The organism is Collinsella sp. An2 (assembly GCF_002160065.1).
Taxonomy (GTDB): Bacteria; Actinomycetota; Coriobacteriia; order Coriobacteriales; family Coriobacteriaceae; genus Limicola.
Genome location: NZ_NFJW01000005.1, coordinates 111,647 through 134,140 on the forward strand (window position 1 = coordinate 111,647; position 22,494 = coordinate 134,140).

Below are 22,494 nucleotides of genomic sequence, written 5' to 3' on the forward strand. Positions count from 1 at the left end.
ACCCGCTTCGGCGGGCGCGAGGTTTAGCCTGACCAGTATACCTGCCCGCCGGGACACCGATGCGTCGCGCGCGCCTTCCCATCCAAGCGACAGCGCGCCGGCACAGGACGACGGCAAAAGATGAAGCGAATGCACACAAACGCCTGTGCCACAATGAAAGCCTGCCTAACAGTCCTGCACCATCGTCATAAGAAAGGGCCGTCATGGATATCACACGCGACAAGCTGGCGTCCTATATGGACCACACGCTCCTCAAGCCCGAGGCGACTGCAGCGGACATCGACCGCGTCGTCGAGGAGGCGCGCCGCTTTCATACCGCATCCGTATGCGTGAACCCCTGTTGGGTTCCCCGCGTCGCCGAGGGCCTCAAGGGATCCGGTGTCTCCACCTGCACGGTGATCGGCTTCCCGCTGGGCGCCACCACGACCGCCACAAAGGTCGCCGAGGCCCGCGAGGCCGTCGACACCGGCGCGCAGGAGGTGGACATGGTGATCAACGTCGGCCGCCTCAAGGGCAACGAGGACGATGCGGTGCGCGGCGACATTGCCGCGGTCGCGGACGCCGCGCACGAAGGCGGGGCGCTGCTCAAGGTGATTATCGAAACCTGCCTGCTCACCGACGAGGAGAAGGTTCGCGCCTGCAAGCTCTCTCAAGAAGCCGGAGCCGACTTCGTAAAAACCTCGACCGGGTTCTCCACGGGCGGCGCCACCGCAGACGACGTGCGCCTCATGCGCGAGACCGCGGGAGCGAACATGGGCGTCAAGGCGTCCGGCGGCATCCGCACCCTGGCCGACGCGATGACCATGATCGATGCCGGGGCCTCGCGCCTGGGAGTCTCCGCCGCAGTGAGCATCCTGGAAGAGCTTCCCGCCTAGGGAAACGCTGAATATGAGCCTTCGCGGCGGCCCCAAGGCACGCTCGCTTCGGAAAAGGGCGTCCCTTTCCCGAGTCGCCGAGTAGGCACTGAAGCCCCGAGCCATCTACCAGCGGTTTTGTCCGTCGGGTTTCCTGGTCTACTCGGCCGATCGCGTTTCGGACGCCCTTTTCCGAAGCGAGCGTGTATGAGGGGGCACAAGGAGCGGTAATCGGCATTTTCCTAGCCTAACGAGACGCCCGTCCTACGCATTCGGGGCCGGCCGAGGTCGACCGGCCTTGGCCCGGCCCCGCCCCTCGCCCGCGTTTTCTGCCATGCATGTGGCAGAAAACGCACGGGACACGGCCTTGCGCCGCCACCATAATGGAGCCATAGGATTATGGCGAGATGTTGGCGGCGCTCGCACGAGCGTGCCCCGACAGAGCCCCGGCGCATCGGGGCCAGCGGCTTGTCATCGCCGCAGACCATCGGAGGCATGTCTCCAACGCCGCGCCAGCTCACGCTAGAAGGCCGCGCGATACGCAAAGGAGATAGACCATGCCCCACACCCCCACCCCTCACAACGCTGCCCACGAGGGCGACTTCGCACCCATCGTCCTTATGCCGGGCGACCCGCTGCGCGCCAAATACATTGCCGACACCTATCTTGACGACTGCCGCCAGGTGACCGCCGTGCGCGGCATGCTGGGATTCACCGGCACCTACAAGGGCAAGCCGGTATCGGTCATGGGTCATGGCATGGGCATGCCCTCCATTGGCATCTACTCCTACGAGCTCTATCACAACTACGACGTCGAGGCCATCATCCGCGTGGGATCTGCCGGCGGCTACGCCGACGACCTTCAGCTGCGCGACGTCGTGGCCGCCCAGGGTGCCTGCACCGATAGCAACTACGCCTTCCAGTTCAACCTGCCCGGCACCTTCGCGCCCATCGCCGACTTCGGCATGCTGTCCCGTGCCGTCGAGGTCGCCAAGGAGCGCGGCGTGAAGATTCGCGTGGGCAACGTGCTGTCGAGTGACGTCTTCTACGACGGCGGCGCGAACGAGCGCGCCTGGAAACCCATGGGTGTGCTCGCAACCGAGATGGAGTCCGCTGCGCTCTACATGAATGCCGCGGCCGCCGGCAAGCGCGCGCTCTGCCTGCTCACCATTTCGGACATCCCCTCGCGCGGCCTTGCCCTGCCCGCCGAAGAGCGCCAGACGAGCTTCAACCAGATGCTTGAGGTCGCGCTGGAAACGGCCATCACCTGCTAGATGTCCTGGGGGCATGCGCAGCTCACGCGTATGCCTCACTGCTTTAGCCAGCTTGGCACGTCGTCGCGAACATAAAGGAACACCATGAGATACCGCCGCATGATCGTTATCGTCATCGACTCCGTCGGCGTCGGGCACGCCCCTGACGCCGCGCAATACAAGAGCTCGGGGGCCGACACGCTCGGCCACATCGCCGAGTACTTTGTGGACAAGCTGGGTCGTCCGCTCGAGATTCCCACCCTCGCCAGCATGGGAATCGGCTGCACCCATCCCAACGGCCTCGCCGGCATAAGCACCCCACGCCGGCCCTCGGCCGCCTTCGGGCGCATGCAGGTCACAAGCTTTGGCAACGACTCGCTGGACGGCCACTGGGAGATGATGTGCCTGCCCGCGCGCTTCCATGTGGACTACTTCCCCGAGGGCTTTCCGTCCGAGCTGCTCAGCAAGCTCGAAGACTTCTCTGGTCGCGGCATCATCTGCAACAAGCCGTATTCGGGCACGCAGGTCATCTACGACTACGGCGAGCGCCAGCTTGAGACCGGCGAGCTAATCGTGTACACCTCGGGCGACTCGGTGCTGCAGATCGCCGCCCACGAGGACGTCGTACCAGTAGACGAGCTCTACCGGATCTGCGAATACGCGCGCACGCTTATCAACGGCCCCGAGATCACCATGGGGCGCGTCATCGCCCGGCCGTATGTGGGCACGTGCAAAGAGGACTTCACGCGAACGGCCAACCGCCGCGACTACGGCCTGGAGCCCACGGGCGCAACCGTCCTCACCATGCTGAAAGACGCCGGCTTCGACGTCATTGCGGTGGGCAAGACCTGGGACCTGTTCTGTGGCCAGGGCTTCACGCAGTCCTACCACAACGAGAGCAACATGGACGGCATGGACCACGTGGACGACGTTTTGAGCCAGGACTGGGAGGGACTCTGCTTCACCAACCTGGTCGACTTCGACACGGTCTACGGACATCGTCGCAACGCACAGGGCTATGGCGAGGCCCTCGAAGCCTTTGATCGCCGCCTTGCCCGCGTTGTGGATGAGCTGCGGCCGGACGACCTACTTATGGTCACGGCCGACCACGGCAACGACCCAACCTACGAGGGCACCGACCATACGCGCGAGCTCGTCCCGCTACTCGCCTGGTCGCCCTCCATGGCCCACGAGGGTGTCGACCTGGGCCTGCGAGGAACTTGCTCCGACCTGGGCGCCACCGTGCTCGACAACTTCGGCGTCACCGGCAACGGCGAGGGAACGAGCTTCCTTGCCCAGGTGAGCTAATTGAGCGCGGCCGGTCGTATTGTCCCGACCGGCCGCGTCGCACCGGCCAGCTGACCGCTCTGCCCCGTTCTGCCCTGCCCTGTCCCGACCGGCCGCGCCGCACCGGCCGCGCCGCCCCGCTCCGCCCTCGTCCCGACGGCGTCAAACGCACAGCCGGCCGCCCGCCCCGATAGGACGGCCGGCCGGCTGAAACGACAGATTGCTCGCATCCGCCCCGGCGCTTCGCGTGAGCCTTTATGCGGCGGCGCGGCGGCGCGCCCGGAAGGCGACGAGGTTGGCGACCACGGCCATCGCGATCACGGCGGCAAGCAGCATGAAGGCCGCGTGTCCGCCGGCGACGGTACCGTCGTGCATGGAGGACGCTCCAGCCTGCGCCGCGCCCACCACGGCGGTCACGGCGCTGACGCCCACCGAGCCGCCCAGCTGCTGCAGCGTGTTGAAAACCGAGCTGCCGTCGGTCCGAAGCTCCTCGGGCAGGCCCTGAAGGCCATGGGTCATGGTGGTGCTCATGCCAAAGCCCTGGCCCACGCCGAAGAAGATATAGAACCCCAGCATCAGCTCCGGTGTAAGAGCATCGGCAAACACGACAAAGAGCAGCGTCGACACCAGCAACAGCCCCATGCCGATAGCGATGGGAACGCCTGCGCCCACCCGGTCGAGCACGCGTCCTCCCAGCGGCGCAAAGATCGCCACCAGGCCGCACCCGGGCAGCAGCAGCGTGCCGGAAAGCGAGGCCGATGCGCCAAGTGCCAGCTGCGCATAGTTGGGCACGAGATAGGCAAAGCCCAGAATCGCAAAGGCGATTGCCGCGATCACGACCACCGACGCCACGAAGACAGGGTGCGCAAACAGACCGGGGTTGAGCAGCGGGTGGTCGGAGCGACGAATATGCAGGGCAAAAAGCACCAGCGCCGCCACAAACACCGCGAAGACGCCAGCCACCGTGGGGCTCGCCCCCTCGCGCGAGGCCATGTTGATGCCCAGGATGAGCGAGAAGAAGCACAGCGCCAGCAGCGCAAACCCGGGCACATCGAACCGCGGTCGGCTGAGCGGCGTGGCCTGGCGCACGCAGATGCTGCCCACCACAAACGAGATGAGGAGCAGCGGGACCAAGCATACGAACACCATGCGCCATCCCGCAATCTCCATGACCACGCCGCCGTAGGACGGACCCACCGCGGGAGCGACCGAGGTGATGAGCGAGGCCACGCCCATCATGAGGCCGGTCTGCTCATAGGGCACCTGATCCACCACGATGCTGAACATGAGCGGAATGGCGATGCCCGTTCCCACGCCCTGAACTACGCGGCCAAGCAGCAGCACCGGGAAGGCCGGCGCGGCCGCACAGAACAGCGTGCCTGCCAGGAACAGGCCCACGGCCGCGATGAACAGCCGCCGCGAACGGAAGCGCGCCTTCAAAAACGAGAAGGTGGGGATCATCACCGAGAGCATGAGCAGATATCCCGAGGTGATCCACTGAATGGTGGCGGTATCGACCGCGAACTCCTCCATGAGCGCGGGCAGCGCGACGTTCATCGCCGTCTCAAAGACCACGGCAGAGAAAGACAGGCTTCCCGCTGCCACGATGGAGGCGATGAGCTTCGCGTCGAGCCTGCGCTCAAACGGCTCGAAGCTCTGGACCTCGTTGGTCATCGTGTCAGACAACGTGTCTCCTTTCTGGCGCGGAGTTTCTCCGGGGATCCGCGCAAAGCGACCGCGCGCCCCAGAGCGAGGCGCGCGGCATGAGCTATGCATGTGCGCCACAAGGGCACGGTCACCGGTTCAAAGACCGCCTAGAAGCGGCCGATCGCGTACTGGAACGCGTCGGGCTCGACCTTGTCGGGGCTGTACTCCTTGAGTACCTCGCCGTAGCGGGCGCGATAGTCGTTGTCGACCTCGGCCTGCGGGAACACCAGGCAGCCCTCCTCGTAGAACTGACGCGAGTCGCGCCCCATCTCGCGGCCGCGGCGGGTGTGCTTGTCAAGCGCGATGTCGGGCACCTCGGGCACCTGGCCCATGGCGGCGGTCTTGATCACGATGTTCTTGAGGAAGTCCGTGGAGCGGTCCTTCTCGCTCGCGCACAGAATGCGGATCGCGTGCACGAAGAACATGGGCTGGTCGACGTCGTCGTAGGGATAGCCCTTGCGCATCTGGTTGAGGTTGTTGATGTACACGGCGGCGTTCAGGTTGCCAAAGCCGATATCCTCGACGGAGATGGAAACCAGACGGCTCCAAACCTTCTCCAGCAAAACCGGGCTTGTGATGTACAGCTCGTACGCGAAGCGGACCGCGTCCTCCTCCTTGGAGCGGCGAATGCACTTCTGCAGCGCCGAGACCGCCTCGTCGACGGCGATTCCATGCTTGGTCGTCGCGTTCTCCCACAGCGAATAACTCATGGCGTCTCCTTTCTGCCTTGTTGCGCCATTCTGGGATGCGGTCGCTTTGGCACCGACGCGCGTGCACATCGACGTGCCGGCGTCCGGCGCGAAGCCGAACAGCCAACGCCACCGTAATGGCCGACGTCGCCGTCTATCGATATACAAAGCGATCGCATCCCCTAAGGGTGCGCAGGGATTCCGTGACGGGGCGCGCCGCACGGGCAAGCGCCCGCCACGTCATATGCCGGGGGCGACGCGGACCAGGGGAGTTGGCACGCCGCCCCGCCGGACATCTAGAGAAAGGGGCCGTTAGCCCAGCGAGCCTAGCTCAGCTCGGGCCAGTAATCCTTGTTGGCCTCGATGAAGTCGTCGAGGATCTTCTTGGCCACGTTCGCGCTCGGCACGGTCTTGGAGAGCGTCAGCGCCTGCCACATCTTCTGGTAGCTGTGCTGCTGCCATGCGTCCACGACGAGCTTCTCGACCGCGACCTGCTCCTCCATGAGACCCTTCTGGAACGTGGGGATCTTGCCGATGGAGAGCGGCTCGTAGCCGTCCTTGCCCACGATGCAAGGAATCTCGACCATGGCGTCGTCGTCGAAGTTCTCGATGGCGCCGTTGTTCGGCACGATGAGCAGCATGCGCTCATGCGTGTTGAAGGCGAGCGCCGTGGCGAGGTCGACGATGAACTCGGCATGGATGCCGATCTGGAGCGAGGTGCCCTCGCCGGTGCCGGCCTCGGCGATGCGGGCGCACTCGCCGAAAACGCGCTTCTCGCGGCCGTCGATCACCTGGTTGGCGCGGGTGTAGTTGGGGTCGGTGTGCGCGACCATGTCGTCACCGTACAGGTAGTACTGCAGGTAGGTGTTGGTGACCATGGTGGGCTCGATCGCCACGAGGTCGCGGGCCTTGAGGGCGGTCTGACGCCAGGAGTCGTCGGTGTAGGACGAGGCGTCGTCCTCGGGCATGGTGTTGCCGTAGAGCTTCTCGTGCTCGATGAGCTTCGGCAGCAGCTCGTTGCCCTCGGCGTCCTTGATGGAGGTGTACCAGCCAAAGTGGTTCAGACCGAAGTAGCGGATGTCCATCTCCTTGCGAGACTTGAAGCCCAGGATGCGAGCATAGCTGTTCTCCAGGCCGATGGGCATGTCGCAGATATTGATCACGCGGCTGTTCGGACGCTCACGACGGCAGGCCTCGGCCACGATGGCGGCCGGGTTGGAGTAGTTGAGCATCCAGCAGTTAGGAGAATACTTCTCCATGTAGTCGATGTTCTCGAGCACGCCGGGGATGGAGCGCATGCCGTAGGCAAGGCCGCCAGGCCCACAGGTCTCCTGACCCACGACGCCGTACTTCAGCGGGATCTTCTCGTCCTTCTCGCGCATCGGCAGCTGGCCCACGCGGATGTGCGCCAGGCAGAAGTCGACGTCGGTGTAGGCCGTCTCGGGATCGGTCGTGGCGACGAACTCGATCGAGGGGTCCTTCTCGTGGATGAGAATCTCGCAGGCGGGGGCCAGCTTGCCCTGGCGCTCGCCGTCGTTGTCGTACATCTTGATGGCGCGCAGCGGCAGACGGTCGAGATTATCCAGCAGCATGAGGATGATCTCGGGCGTGTAGGTGCTGCCGCCACCTGCGATGACGACGGAGAACTTCTTCTTCTCTTGAGACATGTTACTTCCTTTCTCTCACTTGAACATACCGTTCGGCGGAAAGCCCCAGCGGCTCGGTCCCGCCCCCGCGCGCTCCGTCTGGGCCGGTATGCATGCGGTGCGCAAAGACGGGGGCAAGACCTGTCCAGCCAGGGCCGGAAGCCTATCTCAGGCGGGGCCAGGGGAGCGGCCCCGCCTTGAGGTCACAGTCCGAGGCCTATGCCTCGAGGCCCTTCTCCTCGGCCACCTGGTTCTTCTCCATAGCCTTGAAGAACGGGTAGTAGAGGATGCCCATGATGATGAGCAGCAGGAATACCAGCACGACCGACTTCCAGTCGAGGGTCATGAGGTAGGCGCTCACTCCGGGCGGGAGGAATCCGGGCGGGTTGATGATGGGCATGCCCACCAGGCCGCTCGTCATAGAGAAGTACGCGATGGCGGTGCAGATGCACGGACCAAACACGAACGGGATGAACAGGAACGGGTTCAGCATGATCGGGGCGCCGTAGATGACCGGCTCGTTGATGCCGAAGAGCGACGGCACGATGGCGGCGCGGCCGATGGCCTTATAGGTGTCGGACTTGGAGAACATCATGAAGATGACCAGGAAGAGCGTGAGGCCCGAACCCGTGACCTGCATGATGTTGTAGTAGAAGCCGTAGGTGAACACGTGGGTCACAGCCTCGCCGGCAGCGTAGGCGGCGGCGTTCTCGGCCGTGTAGGTAAGCGCGAAGGGCGCCCACACCGCCTGCGTGATGCTGGGACCGTGCAGGCCGAAGAACCACAGCAGCTGGGTGAGGAAGATCACGATGAGCAGCGCCGGCAGCGAATCCATGGAGCTGATCGCGGGGGCGAGCAGGCTCATGATGAGCGCCGGGAAAGTCTGGCCGGCAAAGACGCTGCACAGGGTGGAGATGAGCGAGGCCACGCCCGCCGTGGCGAACAGCGGGATGAGGGCCGAGAAGCTCTCGGCGACCATGGACGGCACGCTGTCGGGCAGGGTGATCACGATGTGGTGCTTCGTGAGGAAGTTCGTGATCTCGACCGTCATGATGGAGCCGATGATGCTCACGAACAGACCGGTCGCGCCGACATAGCTCGTGCCGAACGCCGTGACGCCATCGCCGGCGTCGACGGTGTAGCCCACCAAGATGAGCTGCACGGCGACGGCGGAGATGCCCATCATGGGGCCATCGATGTCGTATCGCTTAGCAAGCGAGCGCGCGATGAGGTAGGCAGCGTAGATGGACACCCAGTCGTTGGTGAAGCTGGCGATCTTGGAGAAGAACGGGTTCACCGTGTTCAGGACGTCGTAGACCGCGTTGCCCTCGCCGATGAGGTTCATGAACGCGGTGGGGAGCAGTCACATAGAGCCGACGACGATGAAGGGGATGACGCCGATCATGCCGTCCTTGATGGACTGCAAGTGGCGCTGCTTCTCGACCTTCGAAGCGATCGGCATCAGCCATTTCTCAAGAAACTTCTGAAGGGCTTCCATGTTTCCTCCTTTCAGGGAACTGGAAGGGATTAGGCCATGAGCGAGTCGATCTGGGCGAAGATGTGCTCGCAGTTTCCGATGGCGTAGTCTGCCGGCGCGATGACACCGACCGGCTTGCCGCCGGAGCCCTCAAGTACGTCGTCCTTCTTGTACGAGATCTGCGGGCCGAGCAGGATCACGTCGTAGTTATCAACCACGTCACGGAACGTGCCCACGCCCACGGCCGACACCTCGAAGTCCTCGATGCCGTTGGCAGCGGCATACTTCTCGAGCTTCTTCATCACCATGCTCGTGGACATGCCGCCTGCGCAGATAAGCAGCAGCTTCATCGTATTCCCTCCTTCTCTTTGTCTACCGGCCTTGGTTCCAACGACGCCCGCCAGCCGGCGGACGCACAGCAATGCCTGCCGTCACTCCTCCCTGTCCGCTTTGACCTTGTAGAGATTCACAAGCTCGCCGATGAGTTCCTGTGCGAGCATCGCCGTCATGAGATGGTCCTGGGCATGCACGAGCATCACGTCTACCGGGGTGTGCTCGCCGGCCGCCTCCTTGGACAGAAGATTGGTCTGCTGGTGGTGCGCCTCAAGCGCAGCGGAGCGAGACTCGCTGAGCAGGCGCTCCGCGGTCTCGAAGTCGCCGGCACGCGCCGCCTTGAGCGACTCGAAGGCAAGGCTGCGCGCCTGACCAGCCGATGCGATGATCCCAAACGAGATCATCTCTCGGGCCTCGCGCTCCTCCTCGGTCTCGGCCGCAGCCGTGATGGTCTCGTCTGCCATCATCGTCCTCCTTCAAACTCGGACATGAATGTCTGCCAATCCTGATGTTTGATCACCGTGCGCATGGCCTCCTCGTTCATGAAGAGGTCGGCCAGCTGGCTGAAGAAATCCCCCTGCTCGAAGTTGGACGCGCGGGAGAAGAAGATGAGGAACACCGCCTGCACCTCGGTGCCGCGGTCGTCCCAGACAACCGGATGATCGAGCAGGCCGATGCATACGAAGGTCTCGTCGCTGACCGCCTCGATGGGATGCGGCATGGCCACGAGGTTGCCGCAGCCGGTAGGAGCTGCCTCCTCGCGACGCGCGATCTTCTCGCGGAAATCGGCGTCGACCTGGCGATGCTCCTCGACGCGGTCGCATAGAAAGCCCATGACCTCTTCCTTGCTGGAGCAAGCCAGATGGGGAAAGAACATGCGCTCGTCGAGCTCGCGGAAGCTGCCCTGGGCATCGCGCGAGCCGCCGAGGATTTGCTTGATGTGGGCAGCCTCGGCGCTGTCGAGGAAATAGGTCACTTCGCGAACCGGCACCGGCACGGGATGCGGCAGCGGCACCGTGGTGAAGACGTAGTCGATGGTGCTGAAGTCCACCGACCCGATGCTCGCCACGTCGCAAGCCGTGCACGACCCGATAAGGTCGCCAAACTCGCGCCGATAGCGGGCCTCGAGCAAACGGGCGCTCCCCCGTCCCGACGCGCACACCACCAGAATGTTCTTCTTGGGCATCTCGGTGCGTTGACGCTCCAGGGCAAGCGCGAAGGCCATGGCGATAAAGCCGGTCTCTTCCTCGGAGGGAAAGGAGCCCCACGTGTCCTCGAGCACCTTGCCGGACTCGAGGGCCATGGAGTAGGCCAGCGGAAAACGGGTGCGGATATCGCTCAGGATGGGATTCTCGACCCGCATGTGATATTTCAGGCGCACGGACAGCGGCACCAAGTGCCGCGCGAGGTTCATGCGCAACTCCAGGTCCTGCCTAAAATCGAATTTGAACTGCTCGGCCACGCAGTCGAGCATGCGGCTCACCACGTCCCACACCCCATCCGAGATCACGCCGGAGCCCTCGGAGGAATCCTCGGCGGCGCCATCGAAGACGAGGCTGTTCAGGGTCTTCTTCCCCGCCAGGTGGATGGCGATATAGGCCACCTCCACGTCGGGCAGAGTAATGCCCGTCTCGCGCTCTATAGCGCAGGCGACCTCGGAGGCCACCTGGTACTCCGTCGAGCCCTGGATGCGCTCGAAATTGGTGGCGTCCATGGGCACGTAGCAGTTCTCGCGAATGCGCACGAGCGCCACATACACGTGGACCGCGAGGTTTTGAAACGCCAGACTGCCGATGGGAAAGCCTTCGCGCTCCACGACGTCCTCGAGGCAGCGCGTGACCGTGCCCAGCAGCTCCTGGGACTCCTCGCCTTTGGCGCCCAGCAGGTCGGAGAGCGTCGCGCGGGACGCAAGGCTCGCCAGACAGAGGCGACGCGCCATCTCTTCGCCCGCCACGCGAATGCCGTAGCGGGGGCGCTTCTCGATGCTCAGGCCAAACCGGGCGAGCTCGGCCTCGACGTCCTTGAGGTCGCGCGAGACGCGCTGAGGCGTTACGTAGAGCACGGAGGCAAGGTCCGCGAGCGTGACCCAGTCGTTGCGCGACAGCAGGTCGTTGAGCAGATAGTCGACGCGCTCCTGATGCACGTCCGCATCATCCGCGCCTTCAAGCGGGGCCATGCGGGCAAGCCAGGCATCGAGACGCGCTGCATCGGACACCTCAAGGCGATACCCCGACGCTCGACGCGAAAAACGAATGGTGGCGATGCCCTCCAGCGACGCGTTGGTGTCGTGCACGTAGGCGCGGGCCGTCCGCGCGCTCACGCCCAGAAGCTCGGAGATCTCGTCCAGCGACATGGACGGACATCCCATCAGCTGCTTGACCAGCTTCGTCGACTGCATGGCGAACCACCTCCTCACGCTATCCACTATATGAAAGGGCTCCAAGGCCACTCAACGTCTTCGATTGCCACCTACATGGCAAGATTCGAGAGCAAGAACCGTGCAGGCAGATGGCCGGAAGCCCCTATAATGCATGCGTTCAGCACTCCGAGCCAAGAGGCGAGCATCGCGCCGGCCACGCCGGGCCGCGATCCCGTCATCGCCAGGGGTCTTCCCACCTCTCGCGGCGCCTCACGCGGCTCGCCAACGAGAAAGAGGGAACCCATGCAAGCAGATGTTGCCATCGTCGGCGCCGGACCGTCGGGCATCTTCACCGCCCTGCGGCTCACCGAGCTGTGTCCCGACGCACATATCGTCATCGTCGAGAAGGGCCTGCCCGTCGAGCGCCGCAGCTGCCCCAAAGAGCAGGTGGGCCACTGCGTAGGCTGCACGCCCTGCCGCATCACCACGGGCTTTTCGGGCGCCGGGGCCTTCTCGGACGGCAAGCTCTCGCTCTCCCACGAGGTCGGCGGCGACCTGCCCGAGCTCATCGGCGCAGACCTTGCCCAGCGTACGATCTCTGAGGTCGACAAGATCTATCTGGCGTTTGGCGCCGACGAGCACGTCGAGGGAACCGAGTTCCCCGAAGCCGTGCGCAAGATCCGCCTGCGCGCCATCCAGGCCGGGCTCAAGCTGGTCGACTGCCCCATCCGTCATCTGGGCACCGAGAAGGCGCAGGAGATCTATCTGCGCATCGAGAAGCACCTGCAGGAGCACGGGGTCGAGATGCTCTTCAACACCGACTGCCGCGACCTGGTAATCGAGGACGGCGTGTGCCGCGGCGTCGTGGCCACCGGCCCCGACGGAGAGCTGCGCATCGACGCCAAGCACGTCATCGTGGCCACCGGCCGCCGCGGCGCCGACTGGCTCGAGCACCTGTGCACGACCCACGGCATCTCGCACCTGCCCGGACCTGTAGACATGGGCGTGCGCGTCGAGGTGCGCAACGAGGTCATGGAGCGCGTGAACGACGTGCTGTACGAGAGCAAGCTCATCGGATACCCCAACCCGTTCCGCAACAAGGTGCGCACCTTCTGCCAGAACCCCGGCGGCTTCGTGAGCCAGGAGAATTACGACGGCGGCCTTGCCGTCGTGAACGGCCACTCGTACAAGGAGCGCAAGTCCGAGAACACCAACCTCGCCGTGCTTGTTACCCATAACTTCCGCGAGCCCTTCAACCAGCCCATCGCCTACGCCCAGAACGTGGGACGCCTGTGCAACATGCTGGGCGACGGGCACATTCTGGTTCAGCGCTTCGGCGACATCCTGGACGGCAAGCGCACCTGGCAAAAGGAGCTTTCGCGCTCCAACGTGCGCCCCACGCTGGTCGATGCGGTGGCGGGCGACATCACGAGCGCCCTTCCGTACCGCACCATGACCTCGATCGTGAACTTCATGCTTGCCGTCGACCAGGCCATCCCCGGCTTTGCCTCGGCGGAGACCCTGCTGTATGCGCCGGAGCTCAAGTTCTACAGCAACCGCGTGCGCATGGATGAGCGCTTCAACACCAACGTGACGGGCCTCCACTGCCTCGGCGACTCGAGCGGCTGGACGCGCGGCCTTATGATGGCAAGCGTCATGGGCCACCTCATGGGCGGGTATCTGGCCGAAGAGCTGTAAGACTCGCCGCTCCGCTGATCGAAACCGTAGGCGGTACGCACCTGGCGGGGCCTGCTGCCTGAGCCCGGGCGTCGCGATGCGTGGTGCCCAGGCGCAGCCGCCGCTCCCGCGCCTGCTGCGGCCTCTCGCCTCGCCGCGCACAAAGACCCCTGCAGACTTGCAATACGTCTGCAGGGGTCTTTTTTGCAACATATGAGCACTGTCGCGCGCAGGCGTTACGCCACGCTCGTCGGGATGCCCAGCGCCGGAGCGATCAGGAAAAAGAACGCAAGCACGGCAACGCCGAGGATGATGCGATACACGCCGAACGCCGAGAACGTGTGGCGCTTCACGAATCCCATGAGCCACTTGATAGCGGCAAGCGACACCAGAAATGCCACGAGGCAGCCGACCACCATGATGGCGATCTCGGTTGAGCCAAACGTGCCACCGTCCAGGAAGATGTACTTCACAAGGCGCAGCGCGCTTGCGCCAAACATGACGGGAATGGCCAAAAAGAACGTGAATTCCGCCGCGACCGAGCGGGTCGTGCCCAGAAGCAGGCCGCCGATGATGGTCGAGCCGGAGCGCGACGTGCCCGGGATGAGCGACAGCACCTGGAACACGCCGATGCCAAACGCCGTCTTCCACGGCAGGTCCTCAAGCGTCGTGATGGAGCCGAAGTCGCCGTCGGGCGTGGGCTCGATGGCCTCGGCGGGACGAGCGAAGTGCGCACCGGCGGGACGGCTGCCGGGCACGACGCCCTCGGCCTCGATGCGTGCCTTGAGCTTGTGGGCGCGCCACCGCTCGATCACGATGAACGCGATGCCATAGACGATGAGCGCCGCCGCGACGACGGGAGCGTTATAGAAGTGCTCTTCCATGAAATCGTCGAGCGGGATGCCGATCACCGCAGCCGGGATGCATCCGAGCACGACCTTGCCCCACAGTTTCCAGGTAGAGCGACGCCCCTCCTTGCCCTTGCTGGGGCTGAAAGGATTGAGCGTGTGGAAGAACAGCACGCACACGGCCAAGATGGCACCCAGCTGGATGACCACCTGGAACATGTTCCAAAACTCTTCGGTCACGTTGAGGTGGATGAACTCGTCCACCAAGATCATGTGGCCGGTCGATGAGATGGGCAGCCACTCGGTGATGCCCTCCACCAAGCCGAGGAATGCCGATTTGAGGAGCTCGATGATGTCCACGACGCCTCCCAGTCGCTGAGTCGGCCGCAGCGAGGTGGGCGCCGGTACAGGCAGGCGCGCGCTGCGCCGAGGCATGTTGCCGGACGCCGACCGCACCACGGCACGTCGAACGTACGAAGCCCCATTATCGGCCCGCCCGGCAACGCGCCGCCTGACAAACGGCATACGTTCACAGAATAATAAGGAGGCCGCTGCATATTGCCGGGTATAACCCGGTCAGGGAATGGACTCGCGGAGGCGCACGGAGCCTCCGTCATGACTCGAAGGAGGACCCATGAACGAAGGCTATTCCAAGGTATTCGTAGCGCTCGACGGCACCGCTCAGCAGGACTTCGTACTCGCACGCGCCATCAAGGTTGCCGCCAACAACGGCGCCAAGCTCATCATCGGCCATGTGATCGACTCCACCGCCCTCGAGAGCGCCGGAGCCTACCCGGTCGATCTGGTCAACGGCCTCGAAGAGGCGTTCCGCAACTCCATCGCGACCCAGGTCGAAGAGGCCAAGGAGAACCCGGACATCGCCGACGTGCAGATCATGATTCGCGCCGGACGCATCCGCGAGACCCTGAAGGACGAGATGCTCGATGTGGTCCAGCCCGACCTGGTCATGTGCGGCGCCCGCGGCCTATCGTCCATCAAGTACGCGCTTCTGGGCTCCATCTCGACCTTCCTGCTACGCAGCACCGAGTGCGACATCCTGGTTGTGAAATAGAGCTGCGGGCGGAATCGCCGGCAGGGCCTGCTCTCTGGCCGGGAGAGCCCATACGCAGCGCCTCCGGTACAGGCGCCTGCTCCGCAACGCGTCCAATCCGGACGCTTGCCCGTCGTCCTTTCCGGTTGGAACGCTCGTCCGCCGTCGTTCTCGGCTCAGACGCTCGCCCGCCGTCGTTTCCAGCGTGGACACGCGCCCATCATTGCTTGAGGAAGCCCCGCATCCAGCGGGGCTTTTTAGTGTGTGGGCCCCTTGCCGCCGCCTCGGCAGTGACCTAAGGGCAACCAAAGCTTAGAGGGCTCCCCGATCGACATAATGGAATCGGTTGGTCGAAAACGTGAAGATGACCGCAAAGCCCTCGCCCTCGCGCGAGGCGGCGTCCACGCCCACACCCATCTTGTCGCACAGGCGTTTTACCAGGTACAGGCCAATACCTGTTGAGCGCTTGCCCACGCGGCCGTTTTCCCCGGTAAAGCCTTTCTCAAAGACGCGCGGCAGGTCGGCCGCCCCCACCCCGCAGCCGTTGTCGCGCACGGTGAGCTCAACGCTCTCGTTGGCGCCGCCCTCGTCCACCAAGCGGGCGGAGAACTCAATGAAGGGATGGTCTTGCCGGGCATACTTCACGCTGTTTTGAATGACCTGGCCCAGCATGAATTCGATCCATTTTTGGTCGGTGAACACCTGCATGTCGAGGTTGCGGCGCACAGGTGCGATGTGCGCCGCGATCAGCGCCGGCGCATTCGCCTTGATGGCGTCCGCCACCAGGGTATCCAGGCTATAGCTGCGAATGAGATAGTCGCGCTCGACTGCCTCGGAGCGGGCGTAGAAAAGCGCCTGCTCGACATAGCCCTCGACGCGCCGCAGCTCGCCGTCGAGCGACTCGAGCTTGTCGTAGACGCCGTCGTCAAGCGCGGGGTCGGCCTGCAGGTTGTCAAGCATGAGATGGGCGGCCGCGAGCGGCGACTTTGCCTCGTGGACCCAGGTCTCGATGTACTCTCGGTAGTCGACGGCCTGCCTGCGATACGAAGCCACGTCGTCGTTAGCCGCCTTCGCCACGGCGCGTAGGGCGTCGTAGACGATCTCGCCGTCTATAAAGTCGGGCCGGTCGACGGCCTCGGTGATCCACAGCGGATGCTCCACAGTGGAGGCATAGCTGTCGAGCGCTCGGTAGAACGCCCGGCGGCGCAGATACTCCGTTGCAAACGCCAAGATGAACCCAACCGTCACAATGCCGCAGGCCAGAAGGGTTACAGCCACCCCCGCTGCCGCCACCAACAGCACGAATCCACACATGGCGACAGAGAACACCGCCAGGGTCACCGCGGGCCAGGATGACCTCAGATACGAGCGAAGGTTCATGGCTGCCTCACACCGAGTAGCCGCGGCCGCGATGCGTGGTGAGATAGCCCGTCACGCCGATCTTTTCCAGCGTGGCCCGCAGGCGGTTGATATTGACCGTCAGGGTGTTGTCATCCACGAAGGCGTCGGAATCCCACAGGTCGCGCATGATGGCCTCGCGCGAGACGATGGTCCCCGCCCGCGAGATCAACAGCGCCAGGATGCGCATCTCGTTTTTGGTGAGCTCCACCTGACGCCCGTTGGCCGATGCCGTGGAGCGCGACAGGTCAAGGGTCACGCCGTTGTGCTCCACCACGCGCCGGTCCGAGGCGCCCGCCACGCGACGCAGCAGAGCCTGGATGCGCGCAACGAGCACACGGGCGCGATAGGGCTTTGGAATGAAGTCGTCGGCGCCCATGGTCATGCTCATGACCTCGTCGATCTCGGTTGCGCGGGAGGTAAGCACCATGATGGGCACCTGGGAGACAGCGCGCAGCTCCCGGCAGACGAACTGGCCGTCCGTGCCCGGCAGCGTCAGGTCAAGCAGCACCACGTCGGGCCCGGCCGCCTGGATGTCCTCGACCACGTTGTCGAACGTGGTGCAGTAAGCGACGTCGAAGCCGTTGCGCTCGAGCACCTGTGCAAGCTCGCCGCGAATCGCCTCGTCATCCTCCACGATGTAGACCAGCGCCATGGGGCCTCCCATTCGTCATAGTTCGGTCCATACGGATCGACGCTTCCCCGCAAGGCCCTCACGGGCAATGCTGGATTCCTTATCGTCACCACGTGTTCGGGCGATGCCTTCGCCCCACGCTCCGTAGCATCTTAGAACTCCCTGCCCAGAAGACGAAGGTACTTGATGGTCTGATCCTGGCGATCGGACGCGCGCATACCGGGCCCCCTTTCAAAACGGGACAGAAGGGCAAAGGCGCCCTTCCGTCCCATCGTTGTCTTGTCGGGTGGCCCGCTCGGGTCAACCCTCATGTTCTTGGCAGCGGCCCCGCTAGTGACGGAAGTGGCGCGTGCCGGTGAAGATCATCGCGATGCCATGGTCGTCGCAGGCCTTAATGGACTCGTCGTCGCGCACCGAGCCGCCCGGCTGGATTATGGCGGTCACGCCGTGCTCGGCAAGCACGTCCACGTTGTCGCGGAACGGGAAGAACGCATCGGACGCCGCGACCAGGCCCTCGGCGGTCATGCCCAGGCGCTCGCAGGCCTCCTCGGCGCGCTCGCAGGCCAAAAGCGCAGAGTCGACGCGGTTGGGCTGACCCGGCCCCATGCCGATGCCGGCCTCGTTCTTGGCCACCAGAATGGCGTTCGACTTGACCGTCTTGACCACGCGCCAGGCGAAGAGCAGGTCGGTCATCTCCTTGTCCGTGGGTTTGCGGATGGTGGGGCAGGTGAACTCGGTGGGGTCCTCGTCCACCGTGTCCACGCACTGCACGAGCATACCGCCGTCGATGGAGCGCGCCTCGAGCTTGGCGTGGCCTTCGGCGCCGCCCGTGGCAAGCACGCGCAGGTTGGTGCGCTTGGCTAGACGGTCAAGCGCCGCCTGGGTGTAGCTCGGGGCAATGAGCACCTCGACGAACTGCTTGTTCTGGTCGGCGAAATGCTCGACCAGCTCGAAGGGCACCTCGCGGTTCACGGCGATGATGCCGCCGAAGGCGCTCTTCGGGTCGCAGGAGAAGGCGCGGTCGTAGGCGGACGTCACATCGGGCGCGACGGCGGAGCCGCAGGGGTTCTGGTGCTTCAGAATCACGCATGCAGGCTCGTCGAACTCGCGCACCGCGTTCCAGGCGGCGTCGGCGTCGAGCAGGTTGTTGTAGGAAAGCGGCTTGCCCTGGATCTGCGTGGCGCCGACGAGCGGATTCGCCGAAGAACCCATGCGCGCGAAGTCGTCTCCGAACTGGTACACGGCGGCCGGCTGGTGCGGGTTCTCGCCATAGCGCAGGTCCTGGACCTTGGTGAGGTGCAGCGTGAGCTCCGCGGGCGGCTCGAAGGCCTCGCCGCCGTCGACGGACGCCTCCTGGCTGCCCAGATAGTCGTTGAGCCACAGCGAGATTGCCGTGTCGTAGGCGGCCGTGGTGGTGTAGACCTTCGCGGCCAGGCGACGACGCGTGGCCAGCGTGGTGGAGCCGTTGTGCAGGTGCATCTCCTCAAGGATCTTGTCGTAGTCCGCAGGGTCGCACACAACGGTCACCGAGTCGTTGTTCTTCGCGGCAGAACGCAGCATGCTGGGGCCGCCGATATCGATGTGCTCGATGGCGTCGGCAAAGGTGACGTCGGGCTTGGCGACGGTCTTCTCGAACTCATAGAGGTTGACGACGACCAGGTCGATCATCTTGATGCCGTGCTCCGCGGCCTCCGCCATGTGCTGCGGCGAGTCGCGACGGGCAAGCAGGCCGCCGTGGACCTTGGGATGCAGCGTCTTCACGCGGCCGTCCATCATCTCGGGGAACCCGGTGAACTCCTCGATGGGGGTCACAGGAACGCCCGCCTCCTCGATGGCGCGCGCCGTACCGCCCGTGGAGATGATCTCGACCCCGAAGTCCTCGACGAGCGCTCGAGCAAAGTCGACGACTCCCGTCTTGTCGGTCACCGAGACCAACGCTCGCGCGATCTTTACCTCAGATCCCATGCAAGCCCCTCTCTGTGTCGTGCGCCGCGGTCTTGCACGCGGCGCGAAACGTACCTGTCTAATGTAGCGCAACGGCGAGGTCTCGGCATCTGACGACCTCGGTTTTGGAGCAAGCGCGGCAATGTGGCGGCTGTACGGCACGATCGACGCGCTGCCACGAGCTCCTCGCCGCACTCCGCACTAGAAGCTGCCGCCGCCTCCGCCGCCGACGCCGCCTCCGCCGCCTCCCGAAAAACCGCCGCCGAAACCACCTGCAGAGCTGTCTGCGCTCGACGCGAGCTGCGAAATCGTTGCCTGGTGGACGCCGTGCATCTCGTGGGCGGGCGACCCCATGCCGCCGTGCGGGTAGCACCACCAATACAAGGGGAAGTAGTAGCCACCATACGGGTCCATGCGCCGATCGACCGGAACGGCGTCGGCAAGCGCCCGCAGGACCTCGTCCGACACGTCCAGGGCAACCGCCATGACCAGCAGCTTGTTCCACAAGATCAAGTCGTCGGGCACCGCTTCGTCCAGACGGGTGAAATCCTCGAGCCAGCGCTTGAGCGCCTCGCAGCGCGCCCTCAACTCAACGCCTTCCTGCGAGTAGCGCTTGAAGGTAAAGGACACCACGATGGCCACGGCCGCAAGCGCTATGGCCACGAAGCTCGCCGGCAGGTTTGCCCCATCGGTCAACGCCATGAAGAATACCGCGCCCACGATGACAATCGCGCCAAGCACGGATGCCACCGCTATATAGGCCGCCCCGGTCGATGCCACGAGCCCGCGCATCTCGAGGCGCGCCCTGACCTCGCTCTTAAAGGCCTCGATGCGCTCGGAGTAGGACGTGGGGCTGTGCTTGGCCTCCTGGTCCAAGCTGCCAAAGAGCACCGAGTCGCCAGCCTGAGCACCCGGGCCAAAGTACAGGTCGATAGCGGCACGATCGATCGAATCGGTGACACGCGTCGGATCCTGGAGGGTCATGCGGTAGTCCTCGACCTCCTTGCTGCCGCCCAACAGCCGGCGTTCTTTGACCGTCTCCTGATTCAGCGTGATGATGCCGTCGTCGGTGAGGTGCATGAGTGTGGCGATGAACGCGTTGTCGGGAACGTCGCTGCCCATGAACGCCGCGATCACAGCCGGATGGTCCTGCGACGGCACATCACGGAAATAGGTCTCCTGGAAGCTCGGCTTGCTCGAACGACCGCGCGTGAGCTTGAGCACGACCATCGCGACCAGCAGGACGGCGCCTACGGATACCAGCACGATCGACCCCACCAAGGTGACGGTGCGCGCCTGCTCTCGGCGGGCGTTTGCCTCGTCGGCCCACCGCTGCTCCTCGCTCAGGACCGTCTGCATGCGCTCCTCGCCCGACACGCTCTGTGGCACGGTGAGGTCCGGCACCCAGGCAAGCGGAAAGACCACGCGGGCCTCCGCAAACTCTCCTCCATCGACCGCGGGAACGGTGTAGGTTACCTCGGGCACCGTCAAATCAAGGGCCACCGACGCATCGAGCGGACCGTGGCCCCAGGCGCGAAACGCCTTGGCGTCCGTGTTGGTGTCGGCGGCAAGGTCCGCCACCGGGAACGAGATCTTGAGCGATACGTCGTTCGACTCGTCCTCCCAACCGGGGCCAACGAACTGCCAGTACAGCTCGGCGGTGTCGGGCCACGCCATGACCGCACCTCTCAGCGTGTACGAAATCGAGAAGGTCACCTCGTCGCCATCCTCCTGCGGCGAGAAGAGCTTCACCTGCACCTGCGAGGAATCCAGCGAGGTGGTATAGACATCGCGGTCGCCGTTCTGTGCGTTATCCACCTGGGAAAAGGCGCGCTGCGTGCCGTCCTCATCGATAGCCTGCACCGCATCGATGTGGTACGAGGTGGGCATACCCTGCTGGTTCTCGGCCAAAGGCAGGCTCCAAAAGACACCGTTGACGTCATCGTCGAACGCCATGGTTCTCAGCTCCGTGACCTGCAGGCCTCCGTCCGCCAGAACGGCGGCGCTGATATCCACGCGTTCCGTCTCAAATGAGTCGGCATAGGCGGAAGCTGGCCGCGCGACGGCGATTGCGCAGACGAGCACGAGCGCAGCGATGAGGCGCGTCGCGAAGCCGCGCGGAGCACCCTGGCGACGGGAAGGCCCGCCATCCATCGAACGGAGCTGTCCGCCGGCAGGCGTGGCACGGAATCGGATGAGGGACATCGTCGTTCCTTTCGACCGGAATAACCTCGGACCCATTGTACATGGCCGCCCGGACACCCCAAGGCCGCGCCCCACGAGCGGAAACCGCGCGGCGACCAGCGGCCCTGCAAGCAAGGACCGCAGCCGGCATGCCACGCCGGTTCGCGCAGGGCGGCCCCGGAGGCGGGCTTCGACGCCCGCCATGGTCAGATGCCGCGCCAGCCTGCGCAACACGGCCGCCCGGTGAAAGGCAAACGGCCCCTCGGGGGCGAGTCGTGAAGAATTCGCGAGGACCCCCGACAATCGACATGCCCGCGCATGTGTCCGCACGAGTGGGTATATTCCTCACTGACACCCGCGGCAGCCAGCCGGCGGATACAGCAGAAAGGTCCTATCACATGGCACTCACCGATCAGGTTACAGACGTTCTGAACAAGCAGATCAACGCAGAGTTCTACTCTTCGTACCTCTATCTCACCTTTGCCGACTACTACGAGGACCGCGGCCTCAAGGGCTTTGCCAACTGGTACATGATCCAGGCCAAGGAGGAGATGGATCACGCGCTGGCGATTCGTCGCTATCTCCTCGACAACGACTTCACGCCCACCATGGAGGCCATCGCCAAGCCGGACAAGACGTTCGGCTCCGATATCGAGCCGCTTGAGGCAGGTCTGGAGCATGAGGAGTACGTCACGAGCCTCATCCACCACTGCTATGAGGTTGCCCATGAGGCCCACGACGTCCGCACCATGAAGTTCCTGGATTGGTTCGTGAGCGAGCAGGGCGAAGAGGAGACCAACGCGCGCGACATGACCACCAACATGAAGCTCTTCGGCTGCGATCCCAAGGGTCTTTACGACCTCGACCGCGAGTATCAGGCCCGCGTCTACACCCAGATGACCGCTCTGCCGCTGTAACAGCGACTCTGCAGGCAGCGGCGCCCGACACACTCGACTCGGCTGTCGGGCCGCCGCGTCGCCTTCATATGCATCCCCCCTTTTCCAAGGAACCTCGGGCCCCGCGCCCGGGGTTCCTTGTTGTATTCCGGCGGGCCGCGCACCTCGCTTCTGGCGGACTGCACGCCTCACTGCCGGTGGACTGAGCGCCTCACTTCCGGCGGGTCGAATGCCTCGCTTCCAGCACGCCGCGTGCC

19 protein-coding genes are annotated in these 22,494 nt (G+C 64.5%); 6 read left to right on the forward strand and 13 right to left on the reverse strand.

The features are described from left to right. The first annotated feature begins 203 nt into the window (after positions 1-203). The 3 genes from deoC to B5F33_RS05015 all read left to right on the forward strand — a co-directional run bounded on the left by deoC (position 204) and on the right by B5F33_RS05015 (position 3,415). Positions 204-875, forward strand: a complete 672-nt coding sequence (gene deoC / locus B5F33_RS05005; protein ID WP_087410696.1) for a deoxyribose-phosphate aldolase — start codon at positions 204-206, stop codon at positions 873-875. 536 nt (positions 876-1,411) lie between these two features. Next, complete coding sequence (deoD, locus tag B5F33_RS05010) at positions 1,412-2,128, forward strand: purine-nucleoside phosphorylase (protein WP_087410697.1); 717 nt, start codon at positions 1,412-1,414, stop codon at positions 2,126-2,128. A gap of 84 nt (positions 2,129-2,212) precedes the next feature. Then, the gene (locus B5F33_RS05015) at positions 2,213-3,415 is read left to right on the forward strand and encodes a phosphopentomutase (protein WP_087410698.1); all 1,203 of its coding nucleotides are present in this window, start codon (positions 2,213-2,215) and stop codon (positions 3,413-3,415) included. Between the two features lie 234 nt (positions 3,416-3,649). Here B5F33_RS05015 and B5F33_RS05020 read toward each other — a convergent pair whose 3' ends face one another. From B5F33_RS05020 to B5F33_RS05050, 8 genes are all read right to left on the reverse strand, one after another. Then, positions 3,650-5,080, reverse strand: a complete 1,431-nt coding sequence (locus tag B5F33_RS05020; protein WP_158095311.1) for a DHA2 family efflux MFS transporter permease subunit — start codon at positions 5,078-5,080, stop codon at positions 3,650-3,652. Between the two features lie 128 nt (positions 5,081-5,208). Next, positions 5,209-5,811, reverse strand: a complete 603-nt coding sequence (locus tag B5F33_RS05025) for a hypothetical protein (RefSeq protein ID WP_087410700.1) — start codon at positions 5,809-5,811, stop codon at positions 5,209-5,211. A 305-nt stretch (positions 5,812-6,116) separates the two neighbouring features. Further along, entirely contained in the window at positions 6,117-7,457 is a 1,341-nt protein-coding gene (locus B5F33_RS05030) for a 6-phospho-alpha-glucosidase (protein WP_087410701.1), read from the reverse strand. A 196-nt stretch (positions 7,458-7,653) separates the two neighbouring features. After that, on the reverse strand, positions 7,654-8,781 hold the full coding sequence (locus tag B5F33_RS05035; protein WP_204214407.1) for a PTS transporter subunit EIIC: 1,128 nt from the start codon (positions 8,779-8,781) through the stop codon (positions 7,654-7,656). Positions 8,782-8,799: 18 nt separating this feature from the next. Further along, on the reverse strand, positions 8,800-8,934 hold the full coding sequence (locus B5F33_RS11075; RefSeq protein ID WP_255376252.1) for a hypothetical protein: 135 nt from the start codon (positions 8,932-8,934) through the stop codon (positions 8,800-8,802). Positions 8,935-8,963: 29 nt separating this feature from the next. Then, entirely contained in the window at positions 8,964-9,263 is a 300-nt protein-coding gene (locus B5F33_RS05040) for a PTS sugar transporter subunit IIB (protein ID WP_087410702.1), read from the reverse strand. A gap of 81 nt (positions 9,264-9,344) precedes the next feature. Next, positions 9,345-9,713, reverse strand: coding sequence for a PTS lactose/cellobiose transporter subunit IIA (locus tag B5F33_RS05045; RefSeq protein ID WP_239284821.1), 369 nt, complete (start codon positions 9,711-9,713; stop codon positions 9,345-9,347). Continuing rightward, positions 9,710-11,644, reverse strand: a complete 1,935-nt coding sequence (locus B5F33_RS05050; RefSeq protein ID WP_087410704.1) for a PRD domain-containing protein — start codon at positions 11,642-11,644, stop codon at positions 9,710-9,712. Before B5F33_RS05050 ends, B5F33_RS05045 begins: the two co-directional genes overlap by 4 nt. A gap of 264 nt (positions 11,645-11,908) precedes the next feature. Here B5F33_RS05050 and B5F33_RS05055 point away from each other — a divergent pair, with 264 nt between their 5' ends. Continuing rightward, positions 11,909-13,303: an FAD-dependent protein gene (locus B5F33_RS05055; RefSeq protein WP_087410705.1), complete on the forward strand. Its 1,395-nt coding sequence runs from the start codon at positions 11,909-11,911 to the stop codon at positions 13,301-13,303. Positions 13,304-13,518: 215 nt separating this feature from the next. Here B5F33_RS05055 and B5F33_RS05060 read toward each other — a convergent pair whose 3' ends face one another. Then, the gene (locus B5F33_RS05060; protein WP_087410706.1) at positions 13,519-14,490 is read right to left on the reverse strand and encodes an undecaprenyl-diphosphate phosphatase; all 972 of its coding nucleotides are present in this window, start codon (positions 14,488-14,490) and stop codon (positions 13,519-13,521) included. Positions 14,491-14,764: 274 nt separating this feature from the next. Between B5F33_RS05060 and B5F33_RS05065 the strand changes: the two genes are divergently transcribed. Next, positions 14,765-15,202: a universal stress protein gene (locus B5F33_RS05065; RefSeq protein ID WP_087410707.1), complete on the forward strand. Its 438-nt coding sequence runs from the start codon at positions 14,765-14,767 to the stop codon at positions 15,200-15,202. A 291-nt stretch (positions 15,203-15,493) separates the two neighbouring features. Here B5F33_RS05065 and B5F33_RS05070 read toward each other — a convergent pair whose 3' ends face one another. The 4 genes from B5F33_RS05070 to B5F33_RS05085 form a co-directional block, all read right to left on the reverse strand. Beyond that, a complete protein-coding gene (locus B5F33_RS05070) occupies positions 15,494-16,561 on the reverse strand; it encodes a sensor histidine kinase (RefSeq protein WP_087410708.1) in 1,068 nt (355 codons plus the stop codon). Positions 16,562-16,568: 7 nt separating this feature from the next. Next, positions 16,569-17,234, reverse strand: coding sequence for a response regulator transcription factor (locus B5F33_RS05075; RefSeq protein WP_087410709.1), 666 nt, complete (start codon positions 17,232-17,234; stop codon positions 16,569-16,571). Positions 17,235-17,543: 309 nt separating this feature from the next. Further along, positions 17,544-19,178, reverse strand: coding sequence for a bifunctional phosphoribosylaminoimidazolecarboxamide formyltransferase/IMP cyclohydrolase (gene purH, locus B5F33_RS05080; protein ID WP_087410710.1), 1,635 nt, complete (start codon positions 19,176-19,178; stop codon positions 17,544-17,546). 180 nt (positions 19,179-19,358) lie between these two features. After that, positions 19,359-21,362 (reverse strand): DUF2207 domain-containing protein, encoded by a 2,004-nt coding sequence (locus B5F33_RS05085; RefSeq protein ID WP_239284823.1) that lies wholly within the window; start codon positions 21,360-21,362, stop codon positions 19,359-19,361. 377 nt (positions 21,363-21,739) lie between these two features. Between B5F33_RS05085 and B5F33_RS05090 the strand changes: the two genes are divergently transcribed. Beyond that, positions 21,740-22,258: a ferritin gene (locus tag B5F33_RS05090; protein WP_087410711.1), complete on the forward strand. Its 519-nt coding sequence runs from the start codon at positions 21,740-21,742 to the stop codon at positions 22,256-22,258. Positions 22,259-22,494: the final 236 nt, after the last annotated feature.